This window comes from Streptococcus sp. SCPM-O-B-15304 (M98) (assembly GCF_058200215.1).
Window position 1 is genome coordinate 118,764 of sequence record NZ_JBYQGQ010000006.1, and the last position, 15,786, is coordinate 134,549.

The 15,786-nt window shown below is 34.6% G+C and carries 14 protein-coding genes and 1 tRNA gene; all 15 read left to right on the forward strand.

The window, feature by feature from the left end:
* Positions 1 to 26: 26 nt before the first annotated feature.
* Complete coding sequence (locus tag AC3E7H_RS05385; RefSeq protein WP_000390821.1) at positions 27 to 785, forward strand: ParB/RepB/Spo0J family partition protein; 759 nt, start codon at positions 27 to 29, stop codon at positions 783 to 785.
* A gap of 221 nt (positions 786 to 1,006) precedes the next feature.
* Positions 1,007 to 2,362: a chromosomal replication initiator protein DnaA gene (dnaA, locus tag AC3E7H_RS05390; RefSeq protein ID WP_075228435.1), complete on the forward strand. Its 1,356-nt coding sequence runs from the start codon at positions 1,007 to 1,009 to the stop codon at positions 2,360 to 2,362.
* 157 nt (positions 2,363 to 2,519) lie between these two features.
* Positions 2,520 to 3,656, forward strand: a complete 1,137-nt coding sequence (gene dnaN, locus AC3E7H_RS05395) for a DNA polymerase III subunit beta (RefSeq protein ID WP_075228436.1) — start codon at positions 2,520 to 2,522, stop codon at positions 3,654 to 3,656.
* Between the two features lie 66 nt (positions 3,657 to 3,722).
* Positions 3,723 to 3,917: a DUF951 domain-containing protein gene (locus AC3E7H_RS05400; RefSeq protein ID WP_075228437.1), complete on the forward strand. Its 195-nt coding sequence runs from the start codon at positions 3,723 to 3,725 to the stop codon at positions 3,915 to 3,917.
* A gap of 83 nt (positions 3,918 to 4,000) precedes the next feature.
* A complete protein-coding gene (ychF, locus tag AC3E7H_RS05405) occupies positions 4,001 to 5,116 on the forward strand; it encodes a redox-regulated ATPase YchF (protein WP_001218725.1) in 1,116 nt (371 codons plus the stop codon).
* Between the two features lie 72 nt (positions 5,117 to 5,188).
* Positions 5,189 to 5,758 (forward strand): aminoacyl-tRNA hydrolase, encoded by a 570-nt coding sequence (pth, locus tag AC3E7H_RS05410; RefSeq protein WP_000163915.1) that lies wholly within the window; start codon positions 5,189 to 5,191, stop codon positions 5,756 to 5,758.
* Positions 5,751 to 9,254, forward strand: a complete 3,504-nt coding sequence (mfd, locus tag AC3E7H_RS05415) for a transcription-repair coupling factor (protein ID WP_490676216.1) — start codon at positions 5,751 to 5,753, stop codon at positions 9,252 to 9,254. The genes pth and mfd overlap by 8 nt, the downstream gene beginning before the upstream one ends.
* A 63-nt stretch (positions 9,255 to 9,317) precedes the next feature.
* Positions 9,318 to 9,584 carry an RNA-binding S4 domain-containing protein gene (locus tag AC3E7H_RS05420; protein WP_001234970.1) on the forward strand — a complete coding sequence of 89 codons (267 nt, stop codon included), beginning with the start codon at positions 9,318 to 9,320 and terminating at the stop codon, positions 9,582 to 9,584.
* Positions 9,577 to 9,945 (forward strand): septum formation initiator family protein, encoded by a 369-nt coding sequence (locus AC3E7H_RS05425; RefSeq protein WP_000277028.1) that lies wholly within the window; start codon positions 9,577 to 9,579, stop codon positions 9,943 to 9,945. The genes AC3E7H_RS05420 and AC3E7H_RS05425 overlap by 8 nt, the downstream gene beginning before the upstream one ends.
* 6 nt (positions 9,946 to 9,951) lie before the next feature.
* Positions 9,952 to 10,074 carry an SP_0009 family protein gene (locus AC3E7H_RS05430; RefSeq protein ID WP_045762396.1) on the forward strand — a complete coding sequence of 41 codons (123 nt, stop codon included), beginning with the start codon at positions 9,952 to 9,954 and terminating at the stop codon, positions 10,072 to 10,074.
* The gene (locus tag AC3E7H_RS05435; protein WP_490676217.1) at positions 10,067 to 11,335 is read left to right on the forward strand and encodes a serine hydrolase; all 1,269 of its coding nucleotides are present in this window, start codon (positions 10,067 to 10,069) and stop codon (positions 11,333 to 11,335) included. The genes AC3E7H_RS05430 and AC3E7H_RS05435 overlap by 8 nt, the downstream gene beginning before the upstream one ends.
* Positions 11,332 to 12,609 carry a tRNA lysidine(34) synthetase TilS gene (gene tilS, locus AC3E7H_RS05440; RefSeq protein ID WP_490676218.1) on the forward strand — a complete coding sequence of 426 codons (1,278 nt, stop codon included), beginning with the start codon at positions 11,332 to 11,334 and terminating at the stop codon, positions 12,607 to 12,609. Before AC3E7H_RS05435 ends, tilS begins: the two co-directional genes overlap by 4 nt.
* A 4-nt stretch (positions 12,610 to 12,613) precedes the next feature.
* Positions 12,614 to 13,156 carry a hypoxanthine phosphoribosyltransferase gene (hpt, locus tag AC3E7H_RS05445; protein WP_485680564.1) on the forward strand — a complete coding sequence of 181 codons (543 nt, stop codon included), beginning with the start codon at positions 12,614 to 12,616 and terminating at the stop codon, positions 13,154 to 13,156.
* Between the two features lie 16 nt (positions 13,157 to 13,172).
* Complete coding sequence (ftsH, locus tag AC3E7H_RS05450; protein WP_320692686.1) at positions 13,173 to 15,131, forward strand: ATP-dependent zinc metalloprotease FtsH; 1,959 nt, start codon at positions 13,173 to 13,175, stop codon at positions 15,129 to 15,131.
* A gap of 389 nt (positions 15,132 to 15,520) precedes the next feature.
* Positions 15,521 to 15,592 (forward strand) — tRNA-Glu (locus AC3E7H_RS05455).
* Positions 15,593 to 15,786 lie beyond the last annotated feature (194 nt).

Below are 15,786 nucleotides of genomic sequence, written 5' to 3' on the forward strand. Positions count from 1 at the left end.
TATCTAAGTTGTGTTAATGTAGAATTATGGAAGAATTTAAAATTGTTCAAATAAAAGATATTCAAAAAAATCCCTATCAACCTCGTAAGGAATTTTCAGAAGAAAAAATTCAAGAACTGGCACAATCTATTAAGGAAAACGGCTTGATTCAGCCTATTATCGTTAGAAAATCTCCAGTACTTGGATATGAAATTCTAGCTGGAGAAAGACGGTATCGTGCTTTAATAGCTGCTGGACTTTCAGAAGTTCCAGTCATTGTTAAGCAACTTTCTGATCAAGATATGATGCTTCATTCTATCATTGAGAATCTCCAACGAGAAAATTTAAATCCTATCGAGGAAGCTAAAGCATATCAATCCTTAATTGATAAAGGTTTTACCCACACAGAAATTGCTGAAAAAATGGGGAAATCTCGACCTTATATTACAAACCTAGTTCGATTGTTAGGATTACCTAAACATATCCTGACAGAAGTTGAAAGTGGTAGACTTTCTCAAGCTCATGCTAGACTCCTCATTCAATTATCAAGTGATAAACAAGATAAACTCTTGAATCGTATTCAAACTGAAAATCTCTCTGTTCGACAAGTTGAACAAATACTACAAAAAACGAAGAAGAGCAGCAAAAAAGAAAAAGACCACTTTGTCAAAGAAGAAGAGCAAAAATTGAAAAAAATACTCGGATTAGATGTTCAGATTAAGCTACAAAAAAAAGATAGTGGTAAAATTTCAATTTCCTTCCATAACCAAGATGAATACCAACAATTTATTAACAGCCTGAAATAAGGCTGTTATTTTAGTATTCTTAACGAACATGGTTATCCACTGCATTTTAGTTTTTAAAAGCCCAGTATTTCAGAATTTTTCTTAGTTATCCACATTTTGTGGATAACATTTAAAAACATTGTTAATTGTTTTCCACAACTTGTGGAAAAATAATCTTATCTATGGTAAAATGATTCTATCAATAAACCTTTTAAATTCTATAGTAAAGGAGGAGGAAATCATTGAAGGAAAAACAATTTTGGAATCGTCTTTTAGAACTTGCACATGATAAATTAACTCAGTCAGTTTATGATTTCTATATTTTAGACGCAAAACTGGTTAAAGTTGAAGAAAATACTGCAACGATTTTCTTACCCCGCGATGAAATGCAGATATTCTGGGAACGAAATATCAATGGAATGCTTTTAGCAGCAGGTTTTGAAATCTATGATACTGAAATAAAAGCTCATTATATCTTCACGAAAGTTGAAGAAGCGAGCTCACAAGTAGCTTTCGAGTCTGAACCTGGCAACGATTATCAACCAAGTCAATCCACTATTCCATATTCTGAAACTGGACTCAAGGAAAAGTATACTTTCGATAATTTTGTTCAAGGGGATGGTAATGTTTGGGCTAAGTCTGCTGCTTTGGCTGTTTCTGAAGATCCAGGATTAACTTACAATCCTCTATTTATCTACGGAGGGCCTGGACTTGGAAAAACTCACCTGTTAAATGCCCTTGGAAATGAAATTCTAAAAAAGAGCCCAAATGCGCGTGTAAAATACATACCTGCTGAAAGTTTTATTAATGAATTTCTAGAGCATTTGAGACTTAATGATATGGAAAAATTCAAGAAAACTTACCGTAGTTTAGACCTCCTACTCATTGATGATATTCAATCACTTAGTGGAAAGAAAGTACAAACTCAGGAAGAGTTTTTCAATACATTTAACGCCCTTCACAATAATAATAAACAGATTGTTTTGACGAGTGACCGTAGGCCTGAACATTTAGAGAGTCTACCTGAACGTCTGGTCACGCGCTTCTCGTGGGGATTAACGACAGATATCACACCACCTGATTTTGAAACACGTATTGCGATTTTACAGAGTAAGACTGAACAGCTCAATTATCATTTTCAGAATGATACACTCGAATACTTAGCTGGACAATTTGACTCTAACGTGCGAGAACTCGAGGGGGCACTAAACGACATCAGCCTAATGGCCAAAGTCAAAAAGATTAACGATATCACAGTTGACATCGCCGCTGAAGCTATTCGTGCTCGTAAACAGGACGTTAGCAAAATGATTGTGATTCCAATTGATAAAATACAAACAGAAGTTGGAAACTTCTATGGTGTTAGTGTCAAGGAAATGAAGGGAACCAGACGTGTTCAAAATATTGTTTTAGCTCGTCAAGTTGCTATGTACCTAGCCAGAGAAATGACTGATAATAGCCTTCCTAAGATTGGAAAAGAGTTTGGTGGCAAAGACCACACAACGGTCATTCACGCTCATGGAAAAATCAAATCTATGCTTGAAACAGATGACAATTTACGTATAGAAATTGAAAACATCAAAAAGAAAATCAAATAACTTGTGGATAACTTTTTTAAAAAACTCTTATTTATCCACATCTTTTAAACAAGGCTATGTCCTTGAGTTTTCTTGATTACAAGTATTTTTCCACAGATTTCACACGCTCTATTATTACTATTATCCTTCTAATAATAAAAAGAATAAAGGAGAATCCATGATTCATTTTTCAATTAATAAAAACTTATTTTTGCAAGCCTTAAATACAACAAAGAGAGCTATTAGCTCAAAAAATGCTATTCCTATTTTATCAACTGTAAAAATTGATGTTACCAATGAAGGAATTACCTTGATTGGATCAAATGGTCAAATCTCAATCGAAAATTTCATTTCGCAAAAAAATGAAAATGCAGGTCTCTTGATTAATTCTTTAGGTTCAGTTCTCTTAGAAGCCTCTTTCTTTATCAACGTTGTTTCAAGTCTTCCAGATGTAACACTTGATTTTAAAGAGATTGAACAAAAGCAAATTGTCTTAACAAGTGGTAAATCAGAAATTACCCTAAAGGGAAAGGATAGCGAGCAGTATCCACGTATCCAAGAAATTTCTGCAAGTAATCCTCTAGTTCTTGAAACAAAACTTCTTAAAAAGATTATCAATGAAACTGCTTTTGCAGCTAGCACCCAAGAAAGTCGTCCTATTTTGACAGGTGTCCACTTTGTTTTAAGCAACCACAAAGAATTAAAAACAGTTGCAACAGACTCTCACCGTCTCAGTCAGAAGAAATTGACTCTTGAAAAAAATAGTGATGATTTTGATGTTGTCATCCCAAGTCGTTCTCTACGCGAATTTTCAGCTGTTTTTACGGATGATATCGAAACAGTAGAGATTTTCTTCGCCAATAATCAAATTCTCTTTAGAAGTGAAAATATTAGCTTCTACACACGTCTCTTAGAAGGAAATTATCCAGATACAGATCGTTTGATTCCAACAGATTTCAATACAACAGTTACCTTTGACGTTGCTAAACTACGTCAATCTATGGAACGTGCTCGCCTCTTATCAAGTGCGACACAAAATGGTACTGTTAAATTAGAAATCAAAGAAGGAATTGTAAGTGCCCATGTTCACTCTCCAGAAGTAGGGAAAGTAAATGAAGAAATTGATGCTGAAAATGTAAGTGGTGCTGATTTGACAATTAGTTTCAACCCAACTTATTTGATTGAAGCATTAAAAGCTTTGAATAGCGAAAAAGTTACAATCAGCTTTATTTCAGCAGTTCGTCCATTTACTCTGGTTCCAGCTGATACAGATGAAGATTTCATGCAGCTCATCACGCCAGTTCGTACAAATTAATGGAAAGAGGTTGAGCCTAGCTCGCCTCTTTTATGATATAATCGAAAAAGAAAAAGGAGACTAACTATGTATCAAGTTGGAAATTTTATTGAAATGAAAAAACCACATGCTTGTACGATTAAGTCAACAGGCAAAAAGGCAAATCGCTGGGAAATTACTCGTGTTGGTGCAGATATCAAAATAAAATGTAGTAATTGTGACCACGTAGTCATGATGAGTCGCTATGATTTTGAAAGAAAAATGAGTAAAATCATCGACTAAGAACCCTAGTTAGAGGGTTAGCAAGTTTTCCCTTTTTGTGTTATAATATTGAAGATTGAAATGTGAACGGAGAATGAGAAACTATGGCTTTAACAGCAGGTATCGTTGGTTTACCAAACGTTGGTAAATCAACCCTATTTAATGCAATTACAAAAGCAGGAGCAGAGGCTGCAAACTATCCTTTTGCGACCATTGATCCAAACGTTGGAATGGTAGAAGTTCCAGATGAACGCCTCCAAAAATTGACGGAAATGATTACTCCTAAAAAGACAGTTCCAACAACCTTTGAATTTACAGATATTGCAGGGATTGTAAAAGGAGCATCAAGAGGAGAAGGTCTTGGGAATAAATTCTTGGCCAACATCCGTGAAGTTGATGCGATTGTTCATGTGGTTCGTGCCTTTGATGATGAAAATGTCATGCGTGAGCAAGGTCGTGAAGATGCCTTTGTGGATCCGCTAGCAGATATTGATACCATTAACCTAGAGTTGATTCTTGCTGACTTAGAATCAGTTAATAAACGCTATGCGCGTGTAGAAAAAATGGCGCGTACGCAAAAAGATAAGGAATCAGTTGCAGAATTTAACGTTCTTCAAAAGATTAAACCAGTTCTTGAAGACGGTAAATCAGCACGTACCATTGAATTTACAGATGAAGAGCAAAAGGTTGTCAAAGGTCTTTTCCTCTTGACCACTAAACCAGTTCTTTATGTAGCGAATGTGGATGAGGATGTTGTTGGAGACCCAGACTCTATTGATTATGTGAAACAAATTCGAGAATTTGCAGCGACAGAAAATGCAGAGGTAGTCGTTATTTCTGCGCGTGCTGAGGAAGAAATTTCTGAGTTAGACGAAGAAGACAAGCAAGAGTTTCTTGAAGCACTTGGGTTGACAGAATCAGGCGTTGACAAGTTGACTCGCGCAGCTTATCACTTGCTTGGACTTGGAACTTACTTCACAGCTGGTGAAAAAGAGGTTCGTGCTTGGACCTTTAAACGTGGCATGAAAGCTCCTCAAGCTGCTGGTATCATTCACTCAGACTTTGAAAAAGGATTTATTCGTGCAGTGACCATGTCTTATGACGATTTGGTAAAATATGGCTCTGAAAAGGCTGTAAAAGAAGCTGGACGTTTGCGTGAAGAGGGAAAAGAATATGTCGTGCAAGATGGCGATATTATGGAATTCCGCTTTAACGTTTAATCAGTATTTAAAATAATGTCAATTAGGTTGGAAAAAAATTCCAACCCTTTTGACTTTTGAAAGGAAATATAAATGACAAAATTACTTGTAGGATTGGGAAATCCAGGGGATAAATATTTTGAAACTAAACATAATGTTGGTTTTATGTTGATTGACCAACTAGCAAAAAAACAGAATGTATCATTTACACACGATAAAATATTCCAAGCTGAATTAGCTTCATTTTTCCTTAATGGTGAAAAAATTTATCTAGTGAAACCAACAACTTTTATGAATGAAAGTGGGAAAGCAGTTCATGCTTTATTAACCTATTATGGTTTAGATATTGAAGATTTACTGATTATTTACGATGATCTTGACATGGAAGTAGGAAAAATTCGACTTCGCGCTAAAGGATCAGCTGGCGGTCATAATGGTATCAAGTCAATTATCCAACATATTGGTACACAGGTTTTCAATCGAGTAAAGATTGGTATAGGTAGACCTAAAAAAGGAATGTCTGTTGTTCACCATGTTTTGAGTAAGTTTGATCAAGAAGATTATATTGGTATTTTACAATCTATTGACAAGGTTGACGATGCTGTAAATTATTATTTACAAGAAAAAAACTTTGAAAAGACGATGCAGAAATATAATGGGTAAGGAAATGGCATTAATCGATTTCTTTTTAGAGAATAAACAAATCCTATCTTGGCATGAGAACCTACCACAGAAACAAAGACAATTATTGCTAGGTCTTTCTGGATCAGCAAAATCTTTAGCTATTGCTAGTAGTCTGAAGAGTCAGGATAAGGTTTTAGTGATGACTTCTACATATGGAGAGGCTGAGCGTCTGGTCAATGATCTAATCTCTATACTAGGTTCGGATCTGGTTTATCCATTTCTAGTAGATGATTCACCAATGGTCGAATTTTTGGTATCATCTCAGGAAAAGATTTTTTCTCGGGTTGAAGCTCTGCGGTTTCTACGAGATAAGTCTCAAAGAGGGATTTTAGTTTGTAACGTCGCAGCTAGTCGGGTATTCTTACCAAATCCTCAAGTTTTTGATAATAGTATCTTAGAACTTCAAGTGGGCCAGGAATGCGAACAAAGAGAATTAAAAAATCACTTAATTTCTCTTGGTTATAAGAAAGTTACACAAGTTCAAAGTCAGGGAGAATTTAGCCTTCGTGGAGATATTCTAGATATCTTTGAAACCTCACAAGTATCTCCTTACCGAATAGAATTTTTTGGTGATGAAATTGATGGTATAAGAGAATTTGATACTGAAACTCAGCTTTCTAAAGACAGTCAGTCTAAAGTACTGATATATCCAGCAAGTGATATTTTACTAACTTTTGAAGATTATCATCGTGGCCTGAAATTTTTAGAACATGAGATTGATAAGGCACTTTCTCCAACTTTAAAGTCTTACTTAGAAGAAGTTTTTAGTTGCACGAAAGAGCAAGTTCTTCATACAGATATTCGCAAGTTTTTGTCTGTATTTTATAAAAAACAATGGACATTGATAGACTATTTGAATCAAATTCCTATTATCTTTGATGATTTTCAAAAAATCTTGAATCAGTACGATGCTTTTGATAAGGAAACCGCTAGCTACTTTACAGATGATTTACACAATAGTAAAACAGTGTCAAGTTTACAATATTTTGCTGATGTAGAAAGTCAATTCAAAAAATATTTACCAGCTAGTTTCTTTTCAAATTTCCAAAAAGGGCTTGGAAATCTAAAATTTGATTATCTGTATCAATTTAATCAGTATCCTATGCAGGAGTTCTTTAATCAGTTTTCTTTTCTGAAGGAAGAAATTGAACGTTATAAAAAATTGAAGTATACAATTGTTCTTCAATCAAGTACCAAAACAGAATTAAAGAAACTGTCAACGATTCTTGATGAATATGATATTAAAGTTGATAATAGTAATGAAAGTGAAATCTGTAAAGGAACTGTCAATCTTGTTGAAGGAAATCTTCGTCATGGATTTCATTTTGTAGATGAAAATCTTGTATTTATCACTGAATATGAGATTTTAAAAAAGAAGATTAAACGGAAATATAGAAGACAAAATATAAGCAACGCTGAGCGATTAAAAGATTATAACGAGCTCCAAAAAGGAGATTATGTTGTTCATCAAATTCATGGTATTGGTCAATATTTAGGGATTGAAACGATTGAAATCAAAGGAATTCATCGAGACTACGTAAGTGTCCTATATCAAAATGGAGACCGTATTTCCATCCCTGTAGAGCAGATACAGACTCTTTCTAAGTATGTCTCTAGTGATGGTAAGGCTCCAAAGTTAAACAAATTAAACGATGGACGTTTTAAAAAAGCCAAGCAAAAAGTAAAGAGTCAAGTTGAAGATATTGCAGATGACTTGATTAAGTTATATGCCGAGAGAAGTCAACTTAAAGGATATGCATTTTCAAAAGATGATGAAGATCAGGTTGCTTTTGACGAAGCATTCCCATATGTAGAGACTGAGGACCAACTTCGAAGTATCGAAGAGATCAAGAAAGATATGCAGGCTTCTCAACCGATGGACCGACTTTTAGTTGGAGATGTTGGATTTGGTAAGACAGAAGTAGCTATGCGAGCTGCATTTAAGGCTGTCAATGATCATAAACAGGTTGTTGTTTTAGTACCAACTACCGTTCTTGCTCAGCAACATTACAGTAATTTTAAGGAAAGATTTGAACAATTTGCTGTCAACGTAGATGTTTTGAGTCGTTTCAGAAGTAAAAAAGAACAGACTGAAACACTTGAGAAGTTAAAAAAAGGTCAAGTAGACATCTTGATCGGGACCCATCGAGTCTTGTCTAAAGATGTTGAGTTTGCTGATTTGGGGTTGATGATTATTGATGAAGAGCAACGTTTTGGTGTTAAGCATAAGGAAGCTTTGAAGGAATTAAAAAAGAAGGTTGATGTCTTAACCTTGACAGCTACACCAATTCCTCGAACTCTTCATATGTCTATGCTAGGTATCCGAGATTTATCAGTAATAGAGACTCCTCCAACAAATCGATATCCTGTTCAAACCTACGTACTTGAACAGAATGATCGTATCATTCGTGATGCTGTATTGAGAGAAATAGATCGTGGTGGTCAAGTTTACTATCTTTACAACAAAGTTGACACGATTGAAAAGAAGGTTTCAGAGTTACAAGAACTTATTCCAGAAGCTTCTATTGGTTTTGTTCATGGTCAAATGAGTGAAATTCGCTTAGAAAATACACTTCTTGATTTCATTGAAGGACAATATGATATTTTAGTAACTACAACAATCATCGAGACAGGAGTAGATATTCCAAATGCTAATACCTTGTTTATAGAAAATGCAGATCATATGGGATTGTCAACCTTGTATCAATTAAGAGGTCGTGTTGGTCGTAGTAATCGAATTGCTTATGCTTATCTCATGTATCGTCCAGATAAAACTTTGACAGAAGTTTCTGAGAAGAGATTAGAAGCTATCAAAGGTTTTACTGAACTGGGTTCTGGTTTCAAAATTGCTATGCGTGATTTATCCATTCGTGGAGCTGGGAATCTTTTAGGAAGCTCTCAGTCTGGATTTATCGATTCTGTTGGTTTTGAGTTGTACTCTCAGTTGTTAGAAGAAGCAATAGCTAAGAAAAATGGAACTGACAAAAAACGTGAAAAAGGAAATGCTGAGTTACTCCTACAAATCGATGCCTATCTCCCAGATGATTATATATCGGATGAAAGACATAAAATTGAGATTTACAAGAGAATTCGTCAGATTGACAATCGTGTCAACTATGAAGAATTACAAGATGAGTTGATCGATCGTTTTGGAGAATATCCAGATGTGGTTGCTTATCTTTTAGAAATTGGATTAGCTAAAGCATATCTTGATAAAGTATTTGTCAATCGTGTAGAAAGAAAGGTTAATAAGCTGGTCATTCAGTTTGAAAAAATTTCGCAACAATTATTTTTAACACAAGATTATTTCCAGGCTCTTTCTCAGACAAGTTTGAAGGCTAATATTTCAGAAAATCAAGGTTTAATCGAAGTTGTTTTTGATATTCGTAATAAAAATGATTATGAGATTTTAGAAGGTCTTTTAACTTTTGGAGAATCATTAGCAAACATAAAAGATTCAAAAGAGTTGAATTAGGTATGACATTTTTCTTCTATAAAAGGGATAAAAATGGTACAATAATAATTTGAGGTAATAAAAATGAGATTAGATAAATATTTAAAAGTATCAAGAATTATTAAGCGTCGTACAGTGGCTAAAGAAGTTGCAGATAAGGGACGTATCAAGGTAAATGGTATTCTTGCTAAGAGTTCTACAGATTTAAAAATCAATGACCAAGTTGAAATTCGTTTTGGAAATAAATTGTTGCTCGTAAAAGTGTTAGAAATGAAAGATAGCACTAAAAAAGAAGATGCTGCAGGTATGTATGAAATTATCAGCGAAACAAGGGTAGAAAACGATGTATAAAAAAATTGTACAAATGAATAATTCTTTTATTCAAAATGAACACCAACGTCGTAAATACTTGATGGAAGAACGACAAAGACGAAATCGTTTTATGGGCTGGGTTTTGATTTTGATTATGTTGTTGTTCATCCTACCAACCTATAATTTGACTCAAAGTTATCAGCAATTACTCGAACGTCGCCAACAGTTAGCCGATCTGAAAAAACAGTATCAAGAATTGAGCGATGAAAAAGATAAAGAATCAAATCTTGCAACCAAATTAAAGGACGAAACATACGCAGCCAAGTATTTGCGTGCAAAATATTACTATTCAAAATCATGGGAGGAAGTTTATACTATTCCGGACTTACTTCCTAGGTAGTGTAAAATGGAAAATTTATTAGATATTGTAGAAAAGTTTTTAAGTCAATCAGATGAAAAATTAGAAGAGTTAGCTCAAAAAAATCATCTGTTACGGCTACAGGAAGAAGAGGAAAAAAAGAATGCGTAAATTTTTAGTGATATTACTACTTCCTATTTTTTTTAAAAGTGTCCAAGTAGTAAGCACTGAGAATCCAGTTATCATTCCAAACCAAGAAGTTTATTCCTTAACCCACGCTTCGTATCATTTTTACTATCAAGATGTTATAGAATCTCCAAAATTTTATGGTGAAACGTCTGTTTATTCTACAGAAGATTTGATTAAAGAATCAGGAAAAGTCAATGCAGATACAACATTATCTGTTTTAGAATGGAGATTAAATAAACAAGGACAGCCTGTCTTTAAATTGTCAAATAATCAATTTGTGATGGCTGATAAACGACTTTTATACGATAGTTCCATCGTAAACGATTTTTCTAAACGAGTATGGTTAGAACCAGGATTTGTCGTTTATAATAGTCCTTATGATCAACAAGAATTAAAGTCTACTTTAGCAGCTTATCAAGAGGTTGAAGCAGATATGTCTATTTTTGCTGGTGGTCATGAATTTTTACATATCAAACAAATTGGTTGGATTTCGACGGATTACATTTCCAACGATGACAATCGTATCCAGAAAGTTCAAGAGTTGTTATCTGCGAATTATCAAAATGAACAGTTTTCTATTTATGTTAAACAATTAAGTACGGGTAAGGAAGCTGGAATTAATGAAGATCAAAAAATGTACGCTGCTAGTGTTATGAAATTGCCTTATCTTTATTATGTTCAAGAAAAAATCAATCAAGGTGATTACCAACTTGACACGAAATTGAAGTACATTTCTGAAGTAAATGATTTCCCTGGTTCTTATAAACCCGAAGGAAGTGGAAGCCTCCCTAAAACAGTGGACAATAAAGACTACACTCTCAAAGATTTAATTACAAAGACAGCGAAAGAATCTGACAATGTAGCTCATAATATTCTTGCTTATTATATTACGAATAAATCAGATGAAGCTTTTAAAAAAGAAATGGCTACTATCGCAGGTGAAGAGTGGAACGTAACAGAGAAGTTAGCTTCAGCTAAAATGGCTGGTCAAGTTATGGAATCTATTTATAATCAGAATGGTTTTGTTTTAGAATCGCTATCGCAAACAGCTTTTGATAATCAGAGGATTGCTAAGAATATTTCTGCTAAGGTAGCCCATAAAATTGGGGATGCAGATGAATTTAAACACGATGTAGGAATAGTCTATACAGATTCTCCTTTCATTATTTCAATCTTTACCAAAAATTCTGATTATGATACCATTTCTAAAATTGCTAAGGATGTCTATGAGGTCCTAAAATGAGAGACCAATATTTTTTAAATCATTTTCTAGAAAAAGGTTATTTTAAAGATCATTCACGAGTTGTACTAGCCTTGTCTGGTGGATTGGATTCGATGTTTCTCTTTCACCTGCTATCAACCTATCAAGAAGAACTCGGGATTGAATTATTTTTAGCTCATGTAAACCATAAACAACGATTAGAATCGGATAATGAAGAATATGAATTAAGAAAACTAGCTGAACAAGTTGGAGTTCCAATTTACGTAGCTCATTTTACTGGAGATTTTTCAGAAGCAAATGCTCGTCAATTTCGCTATGATTTTTTTAGAGAAGTAATGGAGAAAACTTCCTCTACAGCCCTTGTAACAGCTCATCATGCAGATGATCAGGCTGAGACGATTTTAATGCGATTGATTCGAGGTGTTAGACTACAACATTTATCAGCTATAAAAGAGAGACAAACGTTTGATAAGGGAGAATTAATTCGTCCTTTGCTGTCTTTTTATAAGAGGGATTTTCCTGAAGTTGAGCATTTTGAAGATAGGACGAATAAAGAAAATCATTATTTTCGCAATCGAGTTCGTAATATTTACTTACCACAACTGGAAAAAGAAAATATTCAGCTAAAGAGAGCGTTTTTAGAGTTTGGAAAAGAAGCATTTGACTATCAAATTGCTCTGACTGAATTATCTCAAACAGTCAATGTGGAAGATTTAACTCAGTTTTTATCTTTTAGTGAAGCAACGCAACGAGTTTTACTACAACAATACCTTAGTCGTTTTGCTGATTTAAATGTAACAAGAGAACAATTTCAAGAAATTCATCATATTTTAAAAACTAAGAGCCAATATCGCCATAGTATAAAAAATGGTTATGAACTTGTAAAAGAATATCAACACTTTAAAATTTGTAAAATCAGACCAAAGTCTGATGAAAAAAGTAGTGAGTGTGTGTTAAACTATCAAAATCAAGTTTATTATGAAGGTTTTCTATTTTCATTTGGAATCCCTCTAAAAGGTGAAAATGTTCAACAAATAAATGTTTCCCGTGAAACATCATTGATTTTGCGACATCGACAGCCAGGTGATTATTTGATAATAGATGGTCATCGAAAAAAAATAAGGCGACTTTTTATTGATTTAAAAATTCCTGCAGAAAAACGAGAAAAAGCTATTATCATTGAGCAATTTGGAAAAATTTGTTCAGTTTTAGGAATTGAAATCAGCGATTTGAGTAAAAAAATGAAAAATGATATAATGAACACTGTACTTTATATAGAAAAAATAGATAGGTAAAATCATGTTAGAAAAAGATATCAAGAAAATTTTGATTTCACAAGATGAAATTACAGAAGCAGCTAAAAAATTGGGTGCTCAGTTGACAAAAGATTATGAGGGAAAAAATCCGATTTTAGTTGGAATTCTAAAAGGATCTATTCCTTTTATGGCAGAATTAGTGAAATATATTGATACACATCTTGAAATGGACTTTATGATGGTCTCTAGCTATCATGGTGGGACTGTAAGTAGTGGTGTCATTAATATTAAACAAGACGTAACTCAAGATATTAAAGGTCGACATGTTGTCTTTGTAGAAGATATTATTGATACTGGTCAAACTTTGAAGAGTTTGAGAGATATGTTTACTGCAAGAGAAGCAGCTTCTGTTAAGATTGTCACAATGCTTGATAAACCAGAAGGCCGTACTGTAGAAATCGAAGCAGATTATACATGTTTTACAATTCCAAATGAATTTGTTGTAGGCTACGGTTTAGACTATGATGAAAACTATCGTAACCTTCCTTATGTAGGTGTATTGAAAGAGGAAGTTTACTCAAAATAGAAGGGTAAGTGTTTGAATGCAAAAACAAAATAATGGTTTCATAAAAAATCCATTTCTTTATTTGTTGATGATTTTCTTGCTAGTGACAGGATTCCAGTACTTTTTTGCTGGCAGATCTGCTGGTCATAGTCAACAAATTAAGTACTCAGAATTGGTTCAGGAAATCACTAACGACAATGTAAAAGAAATGACCTACCAACCAAGTGGTAGTGTTATTGAAGTGTATGGTGTCTACAAAACTGCTAAGACAGAGAAACAGGAAACGGGAATTCAATTTTTTACACCCTCTGCTACAAAAGTAGAGAAATTTACAAGTATTGTCCTCCCATCAGATACAACTGTAGCGGATTTGCAAAAGCTAGCAAGTGAACATCAAACACAAATTGAAGTGAAACACGAAAGCTCAAGTGGTATGTGGATTAACATCCTGGTTTCAGTAGTACCATTTGCTATCTTATTCTTCTTCCTCTTCTCTATGATGGGAAATATGGGCGGAAATAGCGGACGTAATCCAATGAGTTTTGGACGTAGTAAAGCTAAGGCTGCTAATAAAGAAGATATCAAAGTTCGCTTCTCAGATGTCGCAGGCGCAGAGGAAGAAAAACAAGAACTTGTTGAAGTTGTTGAATTCTTAAAAGATCCAAAACGATTTACAAAATTGGGTGCCCGGATTCCAGCTGGTGTTCTCTTAGAGGGGCCTCCGGGAACTGGTAAGACATTACTTGCCAAAGCAGTCGCAGGAGAGGCTGGTGTACCATTCTTTAGTATTTCAGGTTCTGACTTTGTAGAAATGTTCGTCGGTGTTGGTGCGAGCCGTGTACGTTCTCTCTTTGAGGATGCAAAAAAAGCAGCACCAGCTATTATCTTCATTGATGAAATTGATGCCGTTGGTCGACAACGTGGTGTCGGTTTAGGTGGAGGTAATGATGAACGAGAACAAACCTTAAACCAACTCTTGATTGAAATGGATGGTTTTGAAGGAAATGAAGGAATTATCGTCATTGCGGCAACAAACCGTTCAGATGTTCTTGATCCGGCTCTACTTCGTCCAGGCCGTTTTGATAGAAAAGTATTAGTTGGTCGTCCAGATGTTAAGGGACGCGAAGCAATTTTGAAAGTCCATGCTAGAAATAAACCTTTAGCTGAAGATGTAGATTTAAAATTGGTAGCACAACAAACTCCAGGTTTTGTTGGTGCCGATTTGGAAAATGTATTGAACGAAGCAGCTTTGGTTGCAGCTCGTCGTAATAAATCAGTGATTGATGCTTCTGATATTGATGAAGCTGAAGATCGTGTTATTGCTGGACCATCTAAGAAAGACAAGACAGTTTCACAAAAAGAACGTGAATTGGTTGCCTACCATGAGGCAGGACACACAATTGTTGGTTTGGTTTTGTCAAATGCCCGTGTTGTTCATAAAGTTACCATAGTACCACGTGGACGTGCAGGCGGATATATGATTGCACTTCCTAAAGAAGACCAAATGCTTTTATCTAAAGAAGATATGAAAGAGCAATTAGCTGGCTTAATGGGTGGACGTGTAGCTGAAGAGATTATCTTTAACGTCCAAACAACTGGAGCATCTAATGACTTCGAACAAGCGACTCAGATGGCGCGTGCTATGGTTACTGAGTATGGTATGAGTGAAAAACTTGGTCCAGTACAATATGAAGGAAATCATGCTATGTTTGGTGCACAAAGCCCTCAAAAATCAATTTCAGAACAAACAGCTTATGAAATTGACGAAGAAGTTCGTTCATTATTGAATGAAGCACGAAACAAAGCTGCTGAAATTATCCAGTCAAATCGTGAAACTCACAAGCTGATTGCAGAAGCATTATTGAAATACGAAACATTGGATAGTACACAAATTAAATCTCTATACGAAACAGGAAAGATGCCTGAAACAGTAGAAGAGGAATCACATGCACTATCTTATGATGAAGTAAAATCAAAAATGAGTGAAGAAAATTAATTATCTTAAATACTATAAACAGGGGGGGCACAAGTTTTCTCTGTTTTTTTAAAAAAGTTGACTCTAATTTAAATCAAAGATTTCTATATATAGAAAATAAAATACAAGTTCACCTATGTTAATGCTCTCTTAGAGGAAATGATTCAAATTTTCTGAAAATAAGAATGCAACAGTTACTTGAGTAAAATGAAGAAATGTTTTCCAAAAATGATATGTGCTTCATAAAAAAATTAACCGAAACTCTGGGCAGATGAGCGTTTCAAGGGTCGCAAAGCCATGCTGAAAGAGTTACAGGAAGTCATTCAGTAGAATTGAAAAAAAGTTTAAAAAAAGGTGTTGACAAAGTTAGAAAAGTCGGTATAATAGTAAGAGTTGAAAATAACAACTCTGGTCCGTTGGTCAAGGGGTTAAGACACCGCCTTTTCACGGCGGTAACACGGGTTCGAATCCCGTACGGACTATGGTATGTTACAGATGAAACACTAGATGAAAAAAATTAAAAAAAGTTTCAAAAAAGTGTTGACAAGCGAAAGCGGCTGTGATATACTAATATAGTTGTCACTTGAGAGAAGTGAGTGACAAAGACCTTTGAAAACTGAACAAGACGAACCAATGTGCAGGGCACTACAACTGAAGTTGTAGTACTGAACAATGA

What these genes read in the sequence shown, in the direction of transcription:
- AC3E7H_RS05420 (WP_001234970.1), top strand. Translation starts at nt 9,318, where the DNA reads ATGAGATTAGATAAATATTTAAAAGTATCAAGAATTATTAAGCGTCGT.
- AC3E7H_RS05435 (WP_490676217.1), top strand. Translation starts at nt 10,067, where the DNA reads ATGCGTAAATTTTTAGTGATATTACTACTTCCTATTTTTTTTAAAAGT.
- AC3E7H_RS05430 (WP_045762396.1), top strand. Translation starts at nt 9,952, where the DNA reads ATGGAAAATTTATTAGATATTGTAGAAAAGTTTTTAAGTCAATCAGAT.
- mfd (WP_490676216.1), top strand. Translation starts at nt 5,751, where the DNA reads ATGGGTAAGGAAATGGCATTAATCGATTTCTTTTTAGAGAATAAACAA.
- pth (WP_000163915.1), top strand. Translation starts at nt 5,189, where the DNA reads ATGACAAAATTACTTGTAGGATTGGGAAATCCAGGGGATAAATATTTT.
- AC3E7H_RS05425 (WP_000277028.1), top strand. Translation starts at nt 9,577, where the DNA reads ATGTATAAAAAAATTGTACAAATGAATAATTCTTTTATTCAAAATGAA.
- ychF (WP_001218725.1), top strand. Translation starts at nt 4,001, where the DNA reads ATGGCTTTAACAGCAGGTATCGTTGGTTTACCAAACGTTGGTAAATCA.
- ftsH (WP_320692686.1), top strand. Translation starts at nt 13,173, where the DNA reads ATGCAAAAACAAAATAATGGTTTCATAAAAAATCCATTTCTTTATTTG.
- dnaN (WP_075228436.1), top strand. Translation starts at nt 2,520, where the DNA reads ATGATTCATTTTTCAATTAATAAAAACTTATTTTTGCAAGCCTTAAAT.
- tilS (WP_490676218.1), top strand. Translation starts at nt 11,332, where the DNA reads ATGAGAGACCAATATTTTTTAAATCATTTTCTAGAAAAAGGTTATTTT.
- AC3E7H_RS05385 (WP_000390821.1), top strand. Translation starts at nt 27, where the DNA reads ATGGAAGAATTTAAAATTGTTCAAATAAAAGATATTCAAAAAAATCCC.
- AC3E7H_RS05400 (WP_075228437.1), top strand. Translation starts at nt 3,723, where the DNA reads ATGTATCAAGTTGGAAATTTTATTGAAATGAAAAAACCACATGCTTGT.
- hpt (WP_485680564.1), top strand. Translation starts at nt 12,614, where the DNA reads ATGTTAGAAAAAGATATCAAGAAAATTTTGATTTCACAAGATGAAATT.